We start from the raw sequence: 14,661 nt of genomic DNA, 5'->3' as shown, positions 1-14,661 counted from the left end.
ACGCTAGCCGCGTCCTTCACTCGCTGCTCACCAGTACCACCTCCAGGGTGCGCGGTCCGTGCACCCCCTCCACCCGGTCCAGCTCGATGTCGCTGGTCGCGGAGGGACCGGAGATCCAGGTCAGCGGGCGCCGCGGATCCAGGCGGGCCAGGGCCTCGGGCACCGAGGAGACCACCTGGCCCGGAACGCGGACGACGCAGACGTGGTGGTCGGGGACGAGTGTGATCCGGCGGCGGCCCTGGTCGGCAGAGCCGTCCAGGACGATGGTGCCGGTCTCCGCGACGGCGACCGCGCAGCCGGTGACCACACTGTCCACGCGGTCCAGCTCGTGCGGCGAGCTGTCCGGCCGGTCCTCGACCCGACTCACCCGTGCCTGCGCCGTCCACGACTCCTCCAGGCCGGGCGGCACCAGGACGGTCGCCGAGCCCCGCTCGGCGAGCAGCCGGGCGATCAGGGCCGGCAGCCCGGCCGCGTCGGTGCGGTGCACCAGCGCCCGGTAGTCGGCCAGGTTCGCGGCCAGCAGCTCGACCGTCGCCGGGACGTCCAGGTCGCCGTGCCGGCGCAGATAGTCCCGGACGACCGCCTGCTCGTAGGGCGTGTCGTCGGGCGCTACGTCCGCCAGCGCGCGCCGCACCCGGCCCAGGATCCGTTCCCTGCTGCTCACTTCGTGCCCTCCTCGCCGCCGTGCGTACGCTGCCACCAGTCCCGGAACGGCTCCGCGGGCAGCGCCGGCAGGTCCCGGGTCCCCGTCCAGGCCCGGCCCGGACCGGGCAGGGTGCGGGGGTGGAGACGCCGGGTGCGCGACGCCAGCCGCTGGCCGCCGCGCAGCAGGGCCGGGTGGGTGAGGGCGAGGCGGGCCGCGCGCATCGCCGCCCGCTCGGCCCGGTGTCCCCGGGCGGGTCTGAGCACCACCTTGTTGCCCTCGCGGGTCGCCCCGCCGCCCTGTGCGACCCGTTCCCGCAGGTGCACCAGGACCTCGGGGATGTCGATGGCGACCGGGCACACCTCGTAACAGGCGCCGCACAGCGAGGACGCGTACGGCAGGGAGGCGTCGATCGCGCTGCCGGTGCCGCGCAGCTGCGGGCTGAGGATGGCGCCGATCGGTCCCGGGTAGACCGAGCCGTACGCGTGCCCGCCGGCCCGCTCGTAGACCGGGCACACGTTCAGGCAGGCCGAGCAGCGGATGCAGCGCAGGGCCTGCCGGCCGACCTCGTCGGCGAGGGTGTCGGTGCGCCCGTTGTCGAGCAGCACGAGGTGGAAGGTGCTCGGGCCGTCCCCGTCGGTGGTGCCGGTCCAGGTGGACGTGTACGGGTTCATCCGCTCGGCGGTGGAGGAGCGGGGCAGGGTCTGCAGGAAGACCTCCAGGTCCTGCCAGGTCGGCACGATCTTCTCGATGCCGACGACCGAGATCAGCGTCTCGGGCAGCGTCAGGCACATGCGTCCGTTGCCCTCGGACTCCACGACCACCAGCGTGCCGGTCTCGGCCACCACGAAGTTGGCGCCGGAGATGCCGACCTTGGCGCGCAGGAACTTCTCCCGCAGGTGCAGCCGGGCCGCCTCGGCGAGTTCGGCCGGCGTGTCGGTCAGGCCCTCGGGGGCCGGGCGTCCCCACTCCTTCATCTCGGAGCGGAAGATGTCGCGGATCTCCCCGCGGTTGCGGTGGATCGCGGGCACCAGGATGTGGGACGGCCGGTCCTTGCCCAACTGCACGATCAGCTCGGCGAGATCGGTCTCGTAGGCGCGGATGCCCTCCGCCTCCAGCGCCTCGTTGAGCCCGATCTCCTGGGTGGCCATCGACTTGACCTTGACGACCTCGCTCTCGCCGGTCGCCCGGACCAGGCCGGCGACGATCCGGTTCGCCTCGGCCGCGTCGACCGCCCAGTGGACGGTGCCGCCGGCCGCGGTGACCGCCTCCTCCACCTGTACCAGGTAGCGGTCCAGGTGGCGCAGCGTGTGGTCCTTGATGCGCCGTCCCGCCTCGCGCAGCCGCGCCCAGTCGGAGACCTCGGCCACCGCCTTGGCCCGCTTGGCGCGGATGGTGTGCGTGGCGTGGCGCAGGTTGCCGCGCAGCGTCGCGTCGCGCACGGCCTCGTGCGCGGCCGCCGGGAACGCCGGCATGCCGACGAACGTACCGCTCATGCCAGGGGCTCCTCTTCCGTGCTCGCCAGGATCTCCGCGATGTGCACCGGCCGCATCCGGCTGCGCAGCCGGGTCATCGTCCCGCCGATGTGCATCAGACAGGAGTTGTCGGCCGCGCACAGCACCTCGGCGCCGGTCGACTCGGCGCCGCGCACCTTGTCGGCGCCCATCGCCGCGGAGACGTCGGAGTTCTTCACCGCGAAGGTGCCGCCGAAGCCGCAGCACTCCTCGGCACCGGGCAGCTCCACCAGCTCCAGCCCCTTCACGGCCTCCAGCAGCCGCCGGGGACGGTCACCCAGACCCAGCGCGCGCAGCCCGTGGCAGGTCGGGTGGTAGGTGACCGTGTGCGGGTAGTACGCCCCCACGTCCGTCACGCCCAGCACGTCGACCAGGAACTCGGTCAGCTCGTACGTCTTGGGCACCACGGGTGCCAGCGCCCGGGCCAGCGAGTCCCCCCGCCCCTCCGCCCGCGCCCGTTCGCCCATGCGCGGATACAGCTCGCGCACCATCGCCCCGCAGGACCCGGACGGTGTGACGATCGCGTCGTAGTCCCGGAAGACATCGGAGAACTGCCGGGCCAGCGGCTCCGCCTCGTGCCGGTACCCGGTGTTGTAGTGGGCCTGCCCGCAACACGTCTGCCCCAGCGGGAAGTCCACCCGGACGCCCAGTCTGGTCAGCAGTTTCACCACCGCGCGGCCGGTGTCCGGATAGAGCGTGTCATTGACGCAGGTCAGGAACAGGGCGACACGCATCGCGGCTCCTTGTCGTCGGTCATCGGACGGGTGAAGCGTAGTCAGGCGGGCAGCGGGGCGGGAGACCCGGGACCGCTCCGGGCGTGGCGGTGCGGGCGCCCCGCTCCCGGCGGCGCGGCGGGCTGCCCCGCTCCCGGCCCGGCCCTGGCCGGGTGACCTCACGGTGCGGTGCCGAGCCGGGCCCCGGCCGCCCGCCACGCCGCCGCGTCGCCGCGCGGCTCGTACCGCGTCAGCGACCGGGTGCGGGCCAGCAGGCGCCGCATCCCCGCCCGGTCACCGACGAGCCCGTGCGCCCGGGCCTGCACCAGCACGTTGCCGAAGGCGGCGGCTTCGGTGGGCCCGGCCACCACCGGCAGCCCGCACGCGTCGGCGGTCAGCTGGCACAGCAGCGCGTTGCGGGTGCCGCCGCCGACGATGTGCACCACGTCGACGGCACGGCCGGCCAGGCGCTGCGCCTGCTCGACCGCCCCGCGGTGGGCGAGCGCGAGGGAGTCGAGGATGCACCGGGTGGTCTCGGCGGGCGTGCCGGGCACCGGCTGCCCCGACGCCCGGCACGCCTCGGCGATCCGCTCCGGCATCCGCCCGGGCGCCAGGAACGCCGCGTCCCCCGCGTCCACCACCGACCGCAGCCCGGGCACGCCCGCCGCCTGCCGCAGCAGCCCGCCCAGATCCGGCTCGCCCCAGGCCCGCACGCACTCCTGGAGCAGCCACAGGCCCATGATGTTGCGCAGATAGCGGACGGTGCCGTCGAGCCCGAGTTCGTTGGTGAAGTTCGCGGCGCGGCTCTCCTCGGTGAGGACCGGCGCGTCCAGCTCCAGACCCGCCAGCGACCAGGTTCCCGTGCAGATGTACGCGAACCGTTCGCCGGTGGCGGGCACCGCGGCCACCGCCGACGCCGTGTCGTGCGAGGCGACCGTGGTGACCGGCACCGGGCCGGTGAGCCCGGTCTCCTCCAGCACCCCGGGCCGCAGCAGCCCCGCCGGATCGCCCGGCAGGCGCAACGGCGCGAACAGGCCCAGGTCGATGCCGAGCCGGCCGGCGACCTCGTGCGACCACCGCCGGGTGCGCGGGTCGACGAGCTGCGTGGTGGAGGCGTTGGTCAGCTCGGTGCCCTCCTCACCCGTCAGCCAGTACGTCAGCAGGTCGGGGACGAGCAGCAGCCGCCGGGCCGCCGCCGCTCGCGCGCTCGAACGGGCCGCCGCCAACTGGTAGACGGTGTTGAACGGGGCGTACTGGATCCCGGTCGCCGCGTACAGCTCGGCGGCCGGCAGCGTCTCCCACACCCTCCGCGCGACACCCTCGGTGCGCGCGTCGCGGTAGTGCACCGGATTGCCGAGCAGCGCGCCGTCGGCGTCCAGCAGCCCGTAGTCCACGGCCCAGCTGTCGATGCCGACGGAATCCACCGCGCCGGCCGCCCGCAGCCCGTCCAGCACGCCCGCGTACAGGCCGAGCACGTCCCAGTGCAGGCCTTCGGGCAGCCGCACCGGCCGGTTGGGGAACCGGTGCGCCTCGGTCAGCTCCAGCATGTCCGGGCCGACGCGGCCGAGCATGACGCGCCCGCTGGACGCGCCGAGGTCGACCGCGGCGTACGTCCGCGTGTCCGTGCTCACCGCAGGAAGGCGGCGGCTACGCCGGCGTCGACCGGGACGTGCAGCCCGGTGGTGTGGGTGAGTTCGCCGCCGGTCAGCGCGAAGACCGCGTTCGCCACGTGCTCGGGCAGCACCTCGCGCTTGAGCAGGGTGCGCTGGGCGTAGAACTCGCCGAGCCTGTCCTCCGGGACTCCGTAGACGGCGGCGCGCCGGGCGCCCCAGCCGCCCGCGAAGATGCCGGAGCCGCGGACGACGCCGTCGGGGTTGACCCCGTTGACGCGGATGCCGTGCTCGCCCAGTTCGGCGGCGAGCAGACGGACCTGGTGGGCCTGGTCGGCCTTGGTGGCGGAGTAGGCGATGTTGTTGGGCCCGGCGAAGACCGCGTTCTTGGAGGCGATGTAGACGATGTCGCCGCCCAGCCGCTGCGCGATCATCACCCGGGCCGCCTCGCGGGAGACGAGGAAGGAGCCGCGCGCCATGATGTCGTGCTGGAGGTCCCAGTCCGCGGCGGAGGTCTCCAGCAGCGGCTTGGAGACCGAGATGCCGGCGTTGTTGACCACGAGGTCGACACCGCCGAAGGCGAGGACGGCGGCCCGGAAGGCGGCGGTGATCTGTGCCTCGTCGGTGACGTCGACGGTGACCGCGACGGCCCTGTCGTCGCCGCCCAGCTCCCCGGCGACGGTGGCGGCGTTCTCGGCGTTCAGGTCGGCGACGACGACGCAGGCGCCCTCGGCGGCGAGCCGGTGGGCGACGGCCCGGCCGATCCCGCTGCCCGCGCCGGTGACGAACGCGACGCGGGCGGCCAGGGCCTTCGGCTGCGGCATCCGCCGGAGCTTGGCCTCCTCCAGCGCCCAGTACTCGATGCGGAACTTCTCCGCTTCCTCGATCGGGGCGTAGGCGGAGACGGCCTCGGCACCGCGCATCACGTTGATCGCGTTGACGTAGAACTCGCCGGCCACGCGGGCGGTCTGCTTGTCCTTGCCGAAGGAGAACATGCCTACGCCCGGGACCAGGACGATCGCCGGGTCGGCGCCGCGCATGGCGGGGGAGCCGGGTCCGGCGTGGCGCTCGTAGTAGGCGGCGTACTCCTCCCGGTAGGCGGTGTGCAGTTGCGTCAGCCGGGCGACCGCCTCGTCGAGGGGGGCGGTGGCGGGCAGGTCGAGGACCAGCGGACGCACCTTGGTGCGCAGGAAGTGGTCCGGGCAGGAGGTGCCGAGCGCGGCGAGCCTGGGGTGCTCGGCGCGGGCGAGGAAGTCGAGTACGGCGTCGCAGTCGGTGAAGTGCCCGACCTGCGGCCGGTCCTGCGAGGCGAGGGCGCGCACGTGCGGTGCGAGGGCGGCGGCGCGTTCGTGGCGCTCCGCCCGCGGCAGCGCCTGGTGGCCCGCGGTCACCGGCCCGAACGGCTCGGGCCGGCCGCGCTCGTCCAGGAAGGCCTGGGCGGTGCGGATGATGTACAGGGAGTTCCGCTCGCACTCCTCGGAGGTGTCGCCCCAGGCGGTGATGCCGTGCCCGCCGAGGATGCAGCCGACGGCCTGCGGGTTGGCCGCCCTGACGGCGGCGATGTCCAGTCCCAGCTGGAACCCGGGCCGCCGCCAGGGCACCCACACCACGCGGTCGCCGAAGCACTCGGCGGTCAGTTCCTCCCCGTCGGCGGCGCAGGCCAGCGCGATGCCGGAGTCGGGATGCAGGTGGTCCACGTGCGGCGCGTCGACCAGTGCGTGCATCGCGGTGTCGATGGAGGGGGCGGCGCCGCCCTTGCCGTGCAGGCAGTAGTCGAACGCGGCGACCATCTCGTCCTCGCGCTCGACGCCCGGGTAGACGCCGGTGAGCGCCCGCAGCCGGTCCAGCCGGAGCACGGCGAGCCCGCCCTCGGTGAGGGTGCCGAGGTCACCGCCGGACCCCTTCACCCACATCAGCTCCACGTCACCCCCGGTCACCGGGTCGGTGGCGGTGCCCTTCGCGGACGCGTTGCCGCCGGCGTAGTTGGTGTTGCGGGGATCGGCGCCCAGCCGGTGGGAACGGTCGAGGAGGGCGGCGGCTTCGGGGTGGACTGCCATGTCATCGGTCCTTTCGAACGGGGGGAGTGAAGCGCCCCGGAAAGGGGCGCGGGGGACTGCGCGGTCAGCCACGAGCGACCCGCGCCCGGCAGCCGGCCGGAACCCGGCGCCCGCCGCACCGCGACCCGGCCCGCACGGCAGTGCTCACGCACCCCACCCCGCCTGCTGCCCGCCCACCCGTTCGGCGGCGATCTTCTCCGCCCATCCGGACCGCCGGTAGGCGTCCAGCGGCTCGGGATCCAGTCCCATCTCCTCGCGCACGTCACGGAGCAGGGGCCGCACATCGGTGTTGTACGCGTCCATGAGGACGGCGTTGGCCTCCAGCACGTCCCCCGCGGCCTGGGCGGCGGACAGGGCCGCACGGTCGACCAGGAGCGCCTTCGCCGTGGCCTCCTGGACGTTCATCACGGACCGGATGATCGCCGGGATCTTCGCCTCGATGTTGTGGCACTGGTCGAGCATGAAGGCGACCCCGGGCACCAGCCCGCCGCCGCGGACGACCTCGTACATGATCCGAAAGAGCTGGAAGGGGTCGGCGGCGCCGGCCATGAGGTCGTCGTCGGCGTAGAAGCGCGAGTTGAAGTCGAACCCGCCGAGCCTGCCCTCGCGCAGCAGCGTCGCCACGATGAACTCGATGTTGGTGCCCGGCGCGTGGTGCCCGGTGTCGACGACGACCTGAGCCCTGGGCCCGAGCTTGAGGCAGTGGGCGTAGGCGGTGCCCCAGTCAGGGACGTCGGTGCTGTAGAAGGCGGGCTCGAAGAGCTTGTACTCCAGCAGCATCCGCTGGTCCTCGCCGAGCCGTTCGTAGACCTCGGCGAGTCCCTCGGCGAGCCGGTCCTGCCGGCCGCGGATGTCGTCCTGGCCCGGGTAGTTGGTGCCGTCGGCGAACCACAGCTTGAGGTCGCGCGACCCGGTCGCGTCCATGATGCCGACGCACTCCAGCAGGTGGCCGACGGCCTTGCGGCGCACCGCCGCGTCCGGGTGGCAGATGCTGCCCAGCCGGTAGTCGTCGTCCTGGAAGGTGTTGGAGTTCACCGCGCCCAGCCGCACACCGCGCTGCTCGGCGTGCGCGGCGAGCGCCGCGTAGTCCTCGACCCGGTCCCAGGGGATGTGCAGGGCCACGGACGGGGCGACGCCGGTGAACTCGTGCACCTTTGCCGCGTCGTCGAGTTTCTCGAACGGGTCGCGCGGCACGCCGGCTTGGGCGAACACCTTGAAGCGCGTCCCCGAGTTCCCGTACGCCCACGACGGTGTCTCGACGGCCTGGGTCTTGAGCGCGGCCTTCACCGCGGCGAGCTCGGTCACTTCAGGGCTCCTGTGACGTCGGTCGGAAAGTCTCCTGGACGACTTCCGTGTGAAACGATTCAGAACGGGAAGCTAGGGGCCTCCGGCGGAGGTGTCAACCCTCCCCGCGCGGGCCGTTGACCGTGATGCTGCCGTGACCTTCAGGCGTCGGGAGATTTTCGACCCCTACCCATTGACGTGACGTGGGCTACATGCCTAACGTCCCGGCAACCCAGTTGAAACCTTTCACGGCGTGATGCGGCTCTTCGGCCCGCGCCGTCGAGGAGCCCCCAATGACCCACCCGTCCCACACGGGTCCGGCCCCGGTGCTGGCGCTGAAGGACGTCTCGAAGTCCTTCGGCGCGGTGCGCGCACTCAGGAACGTGTCCCTGCAACTGTTCCCCGGGGAGGTGCACGCCCTCGCCGGGGAGAACGGTGCCGGCAAGTCGACCCTCATCAAGACCCTCGCCGGGGTGCACCGGCCGGACGCCGGCCAGGTGCTGCTCGACGGCGCGCCCGTCACCTTCCAGGGCCCCGGCGACGCCCGTGACGCCGGCATCGCCGTCATCTACCAGGAACCGACCCTCTTCCCCGACCTGTCGATCGCCGAGAACATCTTCATGGGCCGCCGGCCCCGGCGCTCGCTGGGCCGCATCGACCACAAGGCCACCCGCGCGGCCACCGCCGCCCTGATGCGCCGCCTGGGCGTCGACCTCGACCCCGACCGCCCCGCCCGCGGCCTGTCCATCGCCGACCAGCAGATCGTCGAGATCGCCAAGGCGCTCTCCTTCGACGCCCGCGTCCTGATCATGGACGAGCCGACCGCCGCGCTGACCGGCAGCGAGGTCGCCCGCCTCTTCGGCGTCGTGCGCACCCTGCGCGACCAGGGCGCCGCCGTCCTGTTCATCTCGCACCGCCTGGAGGAGATCTTCGAGATCTGCCGAAGGGTGACCACCCTGCGCGACGGCGCCTGGGTCGCCAGTGAACCGCTGACGGGCATGAGCGAGGACGACCTGGTGCGCCGCATGGTCGGCCGCGACCTCGACGAGCTGTACCCCAAGCAGGACGTCACCCCGGGCGAGGTCGCCCTCAGCGTGCGCCGGCTCACCCGCGAGGGCGTCTTCACCGACATCTCCTTCGAGGTGCGGCGCGGCGAGATCGTCGGGCTCGCCGGACTGGTCGGCGCCGGCCGCACCGAGGTCGCCCGCGCCGTGTTCGGCGTCGACCGCTGGGACGCGGGCGAGGTCGAGGTCGACGGCCGCGCCCTCACCAACGGCGCTCCCTCCACAGCGATGGCCGCCGGACTCGCCCTCGTCCCCGAGGACCGGCGTGCGCAGGGCCTCGTGATGGACATGTCCATCGAACGCAACATCGGCCTGACCGGACTGCGCACCACCGCCAGGGCCGGTCTGGTGGACCGCGGCGCCGAGCGCAGCCGCTCCCTGGACTGGGCGGTCCGCCTCCAGGTCAAGTACGCCCGGATCGCCGACGCCGTCTCCACCCTCTCCGGCGGCAACCAGCAGAAGGTCGTGCTGGCCAAGTGGCTCGCCACCGACCCCAAGGTGCTCATCGTCGACGAACCCACCCGGGGCATCGACGTCGGCACCAAGGCCGAGGTGCACCGGCTGCTGAGCCGGCTGGCCGCCGACGGCGTCGCCGTGCTGATGATCTCCTCCGACCTGCCCGAGATCCTCGGCATGGCCGACCGCGTGCTCGTGATGCACGAGGGCCGGCTGACCGCCGAGATCCCCCGCTCCGACGCCACCGAGGAAACCGTGATGGCCGCAGCCACGGGGAGGGCCGCGTGACCGTGACCGCTCCCGAGCCCGCCCCCACCGCCGAGGCGGCCAGGTCCGGCGGCACCCGCCTGGCCGACCGCGTGTTCAAGATGCGCGAACTCGCCATCCTGGCCGTCTTCCTGGTGATGATCGCCGTCACCCAGGCCGGCAACAGCGAGTTCCTCTCCCAGCAGGGCATCAAGGACCTGCTGCTCAACGCGACCATCCTGGTGCTGGTCGCCACCGGCCAGTCGCTGGTCGTCATCACCCGCAACGTCGACCTGTCGGTCGGCTCCACGCTCGGCATCACCGCGTTCGCCGCCGGCACGTACCTGCACGGCGGCGGGAACCCGCTGGTGGCCGTCGTCCTCGCGGTGCTCCTCGGCGTGGGCTGCGGTCTGCTCAACGGCCTGCTCGTCAGCCTGGGCCAGGTGCCCGCCCTCGTCGTCACCCTCGGGATGCTGTACATCATCCGCGGTGCCGACTCCATCTGGGTGGGCTCCCGCCAGATCACCGCGGCCGACCTGCCCGGCGGCTTCGTCGACTTCGGCTCGGGCGGTGTGTGGGCGGTCCCCTACCTCGCGCTGATCGCCCTGGTTCTCCTGGCCGGCACCGCCTACTACCTCAAGCACTTCGGCAGCGGCCGCGAGCTGTACGCGCTCGGCTCCAACCCGGAGGCGGCACGGCTGGCCGGCATTCCGGTGCGCAGGCGGATCCTGGCCGCCTACACCTTCTGCGGCGCTCTCGCCGGCCTGGCGGGCGCCCTGTACCTCGCCCGGTTCGGCAACGTCGACTCCGGCACCGGCAACGGCTACGAACTCACCGTCGTCAGCGCGGTCGTGGTCGGCGGCGTCGTCTTCACCGGCGGATCGGGCAGCGTCTACGGCGCGGCCCTCGGCGCCCTGCTGCTGACCTCCGTCAACAGCGTGCTGCCCGCCCTCGGCGTCAGCTCCGTGTGGGTGCTCGCGATCAACGGCATCCTGCTCCTGCTCGCCATCGCGGTCGACCGGATCGTCGCGCTGCGCGTGGCCTCGGCCCTGAAGAAGAGGAACGCCCGCCATGGCTGACTTCTCCGCGTCCTCACTGACCCGTGCCGTGCGCTGGGACACCGTCGTCGGCGCCCTGCTCGTCGTGGTCCTGCTGTTCTCCTTCGGCTTCGTCGACGGCTTCGGCAACGCCCTCAACCTGTCCTTCCTCATCGGCAACACCCTGCCGATCGCGCTGATCGCGCTGCCGATGACCCTGCTGGTCGTCTCCGGCGAGATCGACCTGTCGGTCGCCTCCACCGCCGGTCTGTCCGGCGCGGTGATGGGCGCCCTGTGGAACCAGGGCCTGCCGATCGAGACGATCATCCCGCTGTGCCTGGTGCTCGGCGCGGTGTGCGGCCTGGTCAACGGCCTGCTGGTGACCCGGCTCGGGCTGCCCTCCCTCGCCGTGACCATCGGCACGCTGGCCGCCTACCGGGGCATCGCGCAGATCGTGCTCGGCTCCGACGCGGTCACCGACTTCCCCTCGCAGTACCTGGACTTCGCGGCCGGACGCCTGGGCGGCAGCTTCCTCCCGCAGGCCTTCCTGCCCTTCCTCGTCCTGCTGGCCGTCGCCGTCCTCACCCTGCACGCGACCCCGTTCGGCCGGTCGCTGTTCGCCATCGGCGCCGGCGAGGAGGCCGCCCGGTTCGCCGGCATCCGGGTCAAGCGGCACAGGCTGATCCTGTTCACCGCCACCGGTCTCATGTCCGCCCTGACCGGCGTCTTCTGGGCCTTGCACTACGCCAGCGCCCGCTACGACAACGCCACCGGTCTCGAACTCTCCGTCGTCGCCGCCGTGCTGCTCGGCGGCATCGACTTCGACGGCGGCAAGGGCACCCTCGGCGGCGCCGTCGCCGGTGTCTTCCTGCTCGGCGCGCTGCAGAACGTGATGAGCCTGCTGAACGTCTCCGCCCAGTCCCAGATCGTCGTCACCGGCGTCCTGCTGGTCGTCTCCGTGCTCGGCCCCCGGGTCGCCCGCCAGATCGCCCTCGCCCGAGCCGGGCGCCGTGCGGCGGAGCCGGGACCGCAGGCGCCCACCGCGGCCCCGTGACCGGCGCCACCACGACCTCGTCGAGCCCGTCCTCCCGTACCCGTAAGGAACCCTCATGCGCAGAGCCTCGATCCGCCGCACCGGCGCCGCCCTGGCCGCCGTCACCTCGCTCGCCCTCGCCCTGACCGCCTGCGGCGGCACCACCAAGAACGACGTGGGCAAGGACAGCGGCGCGGCAGCCGCCCCGGCCGGCAAGGCGGACCCGAACGCCGCCACCAAGAAGGGCCTGACCGTCGGCTTCCTGCCCAAGCAGGTCAACAACCCCTACTTCACCACCGCCGACGACGGCGGCAGGAAGGCCCTGGAGGAACTGGGCGAGAAGTACAAGGAGGTGGGCCCCTCCAGCGCCACCGACACCTCCGGCCAGGTCTCCTACGTCAACACCCTCACGCAGCAGCAGGTCGACGCGATGGCCGTGTCCGCCCAGGACCCCGGCGCCCTGTGCACCGCGCTCAAGCAGGCCATGAGCAACAAGATCAAGGTCGTCACCTACGACTCGGACACCAGGCCCGAGTGCCGCAACGCCTTCATCTCCCAGGCATCCGCCGACGACCTCGGCCGCACCGAGGTCCAGCTGCTCGCCCGGCAGATCGGCTACAAGGGCCGGATCGCGGTCCTGTCCGCCGCCCAGACCGCCACGAACCAGAACGCCTGGATCGACATCATGAAGGAGGAGCTGAAGGACCCCAAGTACAAGGACATCGAGCTGGTCAAGACCGCCTACGGCAACGACGACGCCCAGGCCTCCTTCCAGCAGACCCAGGGACTGCTCCAGGAGTACCCGGACCTGAAGGGGATCATCTCCCCGACCACCGTCGGCATCAAGGCCGCCGCCCAGTACCTGTCCGGCTCCAAGTACAAGGGCAAGGTCAAGCTGACCGGCCTCGGCACACCGGACGACATGCGCAAGTACGTCAAGAACGGCACCGTCGAGGCCTTCGAGCTGTGGGACCCGGCAAAGCTGGGCGAGCTGGCCGCGCGCACCGCCGTCGCCCTGGCCTCCGGGCAGATCACCGGCAAGGAGGGCGAGACCTTCAAGGCCGGCGGCATGGGCTCGTACACCATCGGCAAGGACGGCGTGATCAACCTCGGCAAGCCGACCGTCTTCGACGCCAAGAACATCGACCAGTACGACTTCTGACCCCCGGGCGGTACTTCATGCAGCGCGTCTGTTTCCTCCTCGAGGTCCGCGAGGACCGGATCGCCGAGTACCGCGCCCGCCACGCGGCCGTGTGGCCCGAGATGCGCGACGCGCTCTCGGCCACCGGCTGGCACAACTACTCGCTCTTCCTGCGCGAGGACGGCCTCCTCGTCGGCTACCTGGAGACCGAGGACTTCGAGGCGGCCAGGGCCGCCATGGAGGCCACCGACGTCAACACCCGCTGGCAGGCCGAGATGGCGCCGTTCTTCGTCTCCCCGGACGGCACCCGGCCCGACGAGGCCATGAAGCCCCTCACCGAGGTCTTCCACCTCGCCTGACCCCCGGAGCAGCGCATGAAACCACCGGTCACCCCACGCGGCCGCAGCCGGCTGCACGCTCCGTTCACCCGGCGCGAGGACGCCGGGGCACCGGCCGGAACCACCGGCGGCCCCCGCCGGGCCGCCGTCACCCGCCCCGGCCCGGCCCTCGGCCCGCTGGGAACCGACCGCTCCCTGACGAACCGGGAGAGCCGGTGGACCGGCTGCGCCGGGCTCGCGCACGCCGTCGTCCACCACGTCCCCGGCCGCCCCGGGCCCTGCCCCGCCCACTGGGCGGACGCCTGCCGCACCGCGCGCGGCCGCGCCGTCCACCACCGGCAGGGGCCCGGCGGCAGCACGCCGCCGTCGCCGCACGTCGCCGGCTTCGCGCTGCCCGCCTGATCCGCTCGGGCGCGCGGGGATGACGGTAACCTGATGGCCCGCCCGCCGCCCACATCCCTCATGGAGGTCCCGCTCCGATGTCCCAGTCGGTGGGTATCAAGGACGTCGCCCGTGCCGCCGGTGTCTCCGTGGGCACCGTCTCGAACGTCATCAACCGCCCCGAGACCGTCGCCACCGAGACCCGCGCCCGGGTGCTCTCGGCCATCGACCGGCTCGGCTACGTCCGCAGCGAGTCCGCGCGCCAACTGCGCGCGGGCCGCAGCCGGATCATGGGCCTGCTCGTGCTCGACATGGGCAACCCGTTCTTCGTCGACGTCGCCCGCGGCGCGGAGAGGGCCGCCCGCGACGCCGGGCTGGGCGTGATGGTCTGCAACAGCGCCCAGAGCATCGGCGAGGAGGCCGAGTACCTGGCGCTCTTCGCCGAACAGCGGGTCCGCGGCGTGCTGCTCACCCCCACCGACGCCACCGGCCGCAACATCGCGGCCTTCCGCCGCCACAACATCCCCTTCGTACTGGTCGACCGGGTCGCCGAGGGAGCCACCGAGTGCTCGGTCTCCGTCGACGACGTGACGGGCGGCGCCCTGGCCGTACGGCACCTCGTGGACGCCGGACACCGCTCCATCGCCTACGTCAGCGGGCCGCCCGGCCTCAACCAGGTCCGCGACCGCCGCACCGGCGCCCTGAACGCGCTCGCGGAGGCGGGACTCGGCCCCGGCGTGCTGCGCGAACTGCCCACCGAGCGCCTCGACGTCGCCGCCGGCCGGGACGCCGGCGCCCGGCTGCTCGGCCTCGCCGACCGGCCCACCGCCGTGTTCTGCGCCAACGACCTGCTCGCCCTGGGCGTCCTGCAGGCCATGTACGCGGCCGGCGTGGGCGTCCCCGACGACCTCGCCATCGTCGGCTACGACGACATCGAGTTCGCCGCCGCCGCGGCCGTCCCGCTCACCTCGGTCCGCCAGCCCGCCGTCACCCTGGGGGCCCTGGCGGCCGGGCTGCTGCTGGAGGAGACGGAGACCCGGGGCGGCCCCGAGGCGCACGAGCACCGGCGGGTGGTGCTCCAGCCCGAACTGGTGGTCCGCAGCTCCACCCTCCCCGGTCGCTGACCGGCCGTTCAGCACGTTTC

At 73.0% G+C, this 14,661-nt stretch carries 13 protein-coding genes; 7 read left to right on the top strand and 6 right to left on the bottom strand.

Annotated elements, in window-relative coordinates:
• Positions 1-16 precede the first annotated feature (16 nt).
• The 6 genes from IG64_RS02075 to rhaI form a co-directional block, all read right to left on the bottom strand.
• Positions 17-664, bottom strand: coding sequence for a LutC/YkgG family protein (locus IG64_RS02075; protein ID WP_037851225.1), 648 nt, complete (start codon positions 662-664; stop codon positions 17-19).
• Positions 661-2,139: a lactate utilization protein B gene (locus tag IG64_RS02070; protein ID WP_037851223.1), complete on the bottom strand. Its 1,479-nt coding sequence runs from the start codon at positions 2,137-2,139 to the stop codon at positions 661-663. Before IG64_RS02070 ends, IG64_RS02075 begins: the two co-directional genes overlap by 4 nt.
• Complete coding sequence (locus tag IG64_RS02065; RefSeq protein ID WP_037851221.1) at positions 2,136-2,891, bottom strand: (Fe-S)-binding protein; 756 nt, start codon at positions 2,889-2,891, stop codon at positions 2,136-2,138. Before IG64_RS02065 ends, IG64_RS02070 begins: the two co-directional genes overlap by 4 nt.
• A 158-nt stretch (positions 2,892-3,049) precedes the next feature.
• Positions 3,050-4,441 (bottom strand): rhamnulokinase, encoded by a 1,392-nt coding sequence (locus tag IG64_RS02060; protein WP_107474123.1) that lies wholly within the window; start codon positions 4,439-4,441, stop codon positions 3,050-3,052.
• Between the two features lie 56 nt (positions 4,442-4,497).
• Complete coding sequence (locus tag IG64_RS02055) at positions 4,498-6,537, bottom strand: bifunctional rhamnulose-1-phosphate aldolase/short-chain dehydrogenase (protein WP_037851218.1); 2,040 nt, start codon at positions 6,535-6,537, stop codon at positions 4,498-4,500.
• 144 nt (positions 6,538-6,681) lie between these two features.
• On the bottom strand, positions 6,682-7,842 hold the full coding sequence (gene rhaI / locus IG64_RS02050; protein WP_037851217.1) for an L-rhamnose isomerase: 1,161 nt from the start codon (positions 7,840-7,842) through the stop codon (positions 6,682-6,684).
• Between the two features lie 272 nt (positions 7,843-8,114).
• Here rhaI and IG64_RS02045 point away from each other — a divergent pair, with 272 nt between their 5' ends.
• The 7 genes from IG64_RS02045 (at position 8,115) to IG64_RS02015 (ending at position 14,641) form a co-directional block, all read left to right on the top strand.
• Positions 8,115-9,629, top strand: coding sequence for a sugar ABC transporter ATP-binding protein (locus IG64_RS02045; RefSeq protein WP_037851216.1), 1,515 nt, complete (start codon positions 8,115-8,117; stop codon positions 9,627-9,629).
• On the top strand, positions 9,626-10,666 hold the full coding sequence (locus tag IG64_RS02040) for an ABC transporter permease (RefSeq protein ID WP_037851215.1): 1,041 nt from the start codon (positions 9,626-9,628) through the stop codon (positions 10,664-10,666). Before IG64_RS02045 ends, IG64_RS02040 begins: the two co-directional genes overlap by 4 nt.
• Positions 10,659-11,678, top strand: coding sequence for an ABC transporter permease (locus IG64_RS02035; protein ID WP_037851214.1), 1,020 nt, complete (start codon positions 10,659-10,661; stop codon positions 11,676-11,678). The genes IG64_RS02040 and IG64_RS02035 overlap by 8 nt, the downstream gene beginning before the upstream one ends.
• 55 nt (positions 11,679-11,733) lie before the next feature.
• Positions 11,734-12,819 (top strand): rhamnose ABC transporter substrate-binding protein, encoded by a 1,086-nt coding sequence (gene rhaS, locus IG64_RS02030; protein WP_037851213.1) that lies wholly within the window; start codon positions 11,734-11,736, stop codon positions 12,817-12,819.
• Positions 12,820-12,836: 17 nt separating this feature from the next.
• Positions 12,837-13,157 carry an L-rhamnose mutarotase gene (locus IG64_RS02025; RefSeq protein WP_037851211.1) on the top strand — a complete coding sequence of 107 codons (321 nt, stop codon included), beginning with the start codon at positions 12,837-12,839 and terminating at the stop codon, positions 13,155-13,157.
• A gap of 15 nt (positions 13,158-13,172) precedes the next feature.
• Positions 13,173-13,538 (top strand): hypothetical protein, encoded by a 366-nt coding sequence (locus tag IG64_RS02020; protein ID WP_037851208.1) that lies wholly within the window; start codon positions 13,173-13,175, stop codon positions 13,536-13,538.
• Between the two features lie 77 nt (positions 13,539-13,615).
• Positions 13,616-14,641, top strand: coding sequence for a LacI family DNA-binding transcriptional regulator (locus IG64_RS02015; protein WP_037851207.1), 1,026 nt, complete (start codon positions 13,616-13,618; stop codon positions 14,639-14,641).
• The last annotated feature ends 20 nt before the right edge of the window (positions 14,642-14,661 follow it).

This window comes from Streptomyces sp. NRRL S-340 (genome assembly GCF_000720185.1).
Taxonomy (GTDB): domain Bacteria; phylum Actinomycetota; class Actinomycetes; order Streptomycetales; family Streptomycetaceae; genus Streptomyces.
The sequence above is the reverse complement of the archived record's forward strand: the minus strand, read 5'-3'. Positions and strand labels throughout refer to the sequence as shown.

What these genes read in the sequence shown, in the direction of transcription:
- rhaS (WP_037851213.1), top strand. Translation starts at nt 11,734, where the DNA reads ATGCGCAGAGCCTCGATCCGCCGCACCGGCGCCGCCCTGGCCGCCGTC.
- IG64_RS02065 (WP_037851221.1), bottom strand. Translation starts at nt 2,891, where the DNA reads ATGCGTGTCGCCCTGTTCCTGACCTGCGTCAATGACACGCTCTATCCG.
- IG64_RS02015 (WP_037851207.1), top strand. Translation starts at nt 13,616, where the DNA reads ATGTCCCAGTCGGTGGGTATCAAGGACGTCGCCCGTGCCGCCGGTGTC.
- IG64_RS02025 (WP_037851211.1), top strand. Translation starts at nt 12,837, where the DNA reads ATGCAGCGCGTCTGTTTCCTCCTCGAGGTCCGCGAGGACCGGATCGCC.
- IG64_RS02035 (WP_037851214.1), top strand. Translation starts at nt 10,659, where the DNA reads ATGGCTGACTTCTCCGCGTCCTCACTGACCCGTGCCGTGCGCTGGGAC.
- IG64_RS02055 (WP_037851218.1), bottom strand. Translation starts at nt 6,537, where the DNA reads ATGGCAGTCCACCCCGAAGCCGCCGCCCTCCTCGACCGTTCCCACCGG.
- IG64_RS02070 (WP_037851223.1), bottom strand. Translation starts at nt 2,139, where the DNA reads ATGAGCGGTACGTTCGTCGGCATGCCGGCGTTCCCGGCGGCCGCGCAC.
- IG64_RS02045 (WP_037851216.1), top strand. Translation starts at nt 8,115, where the DNA reads ATGACCCACCCGTCCCACACGGGTCCGGCCCCGGTGCTGGCGCTGAAG.
- IG64_RS02020 (WP_037851208.1), top strand. Translation starts at nt 13,173, where the DNA reads ATGAAACCACCGGTCACCCCACGCGGCCGCAGCCGGCTGCACGCTCCG.
- IG64_RS02060 (WP_107474123.1), bottom strand. Translation starts at nt 4,441, where the DNA reads ATGCTCGGCCGCGTCGGCCCGGACATGCTGGAGCTGACCGAGGCGCAC.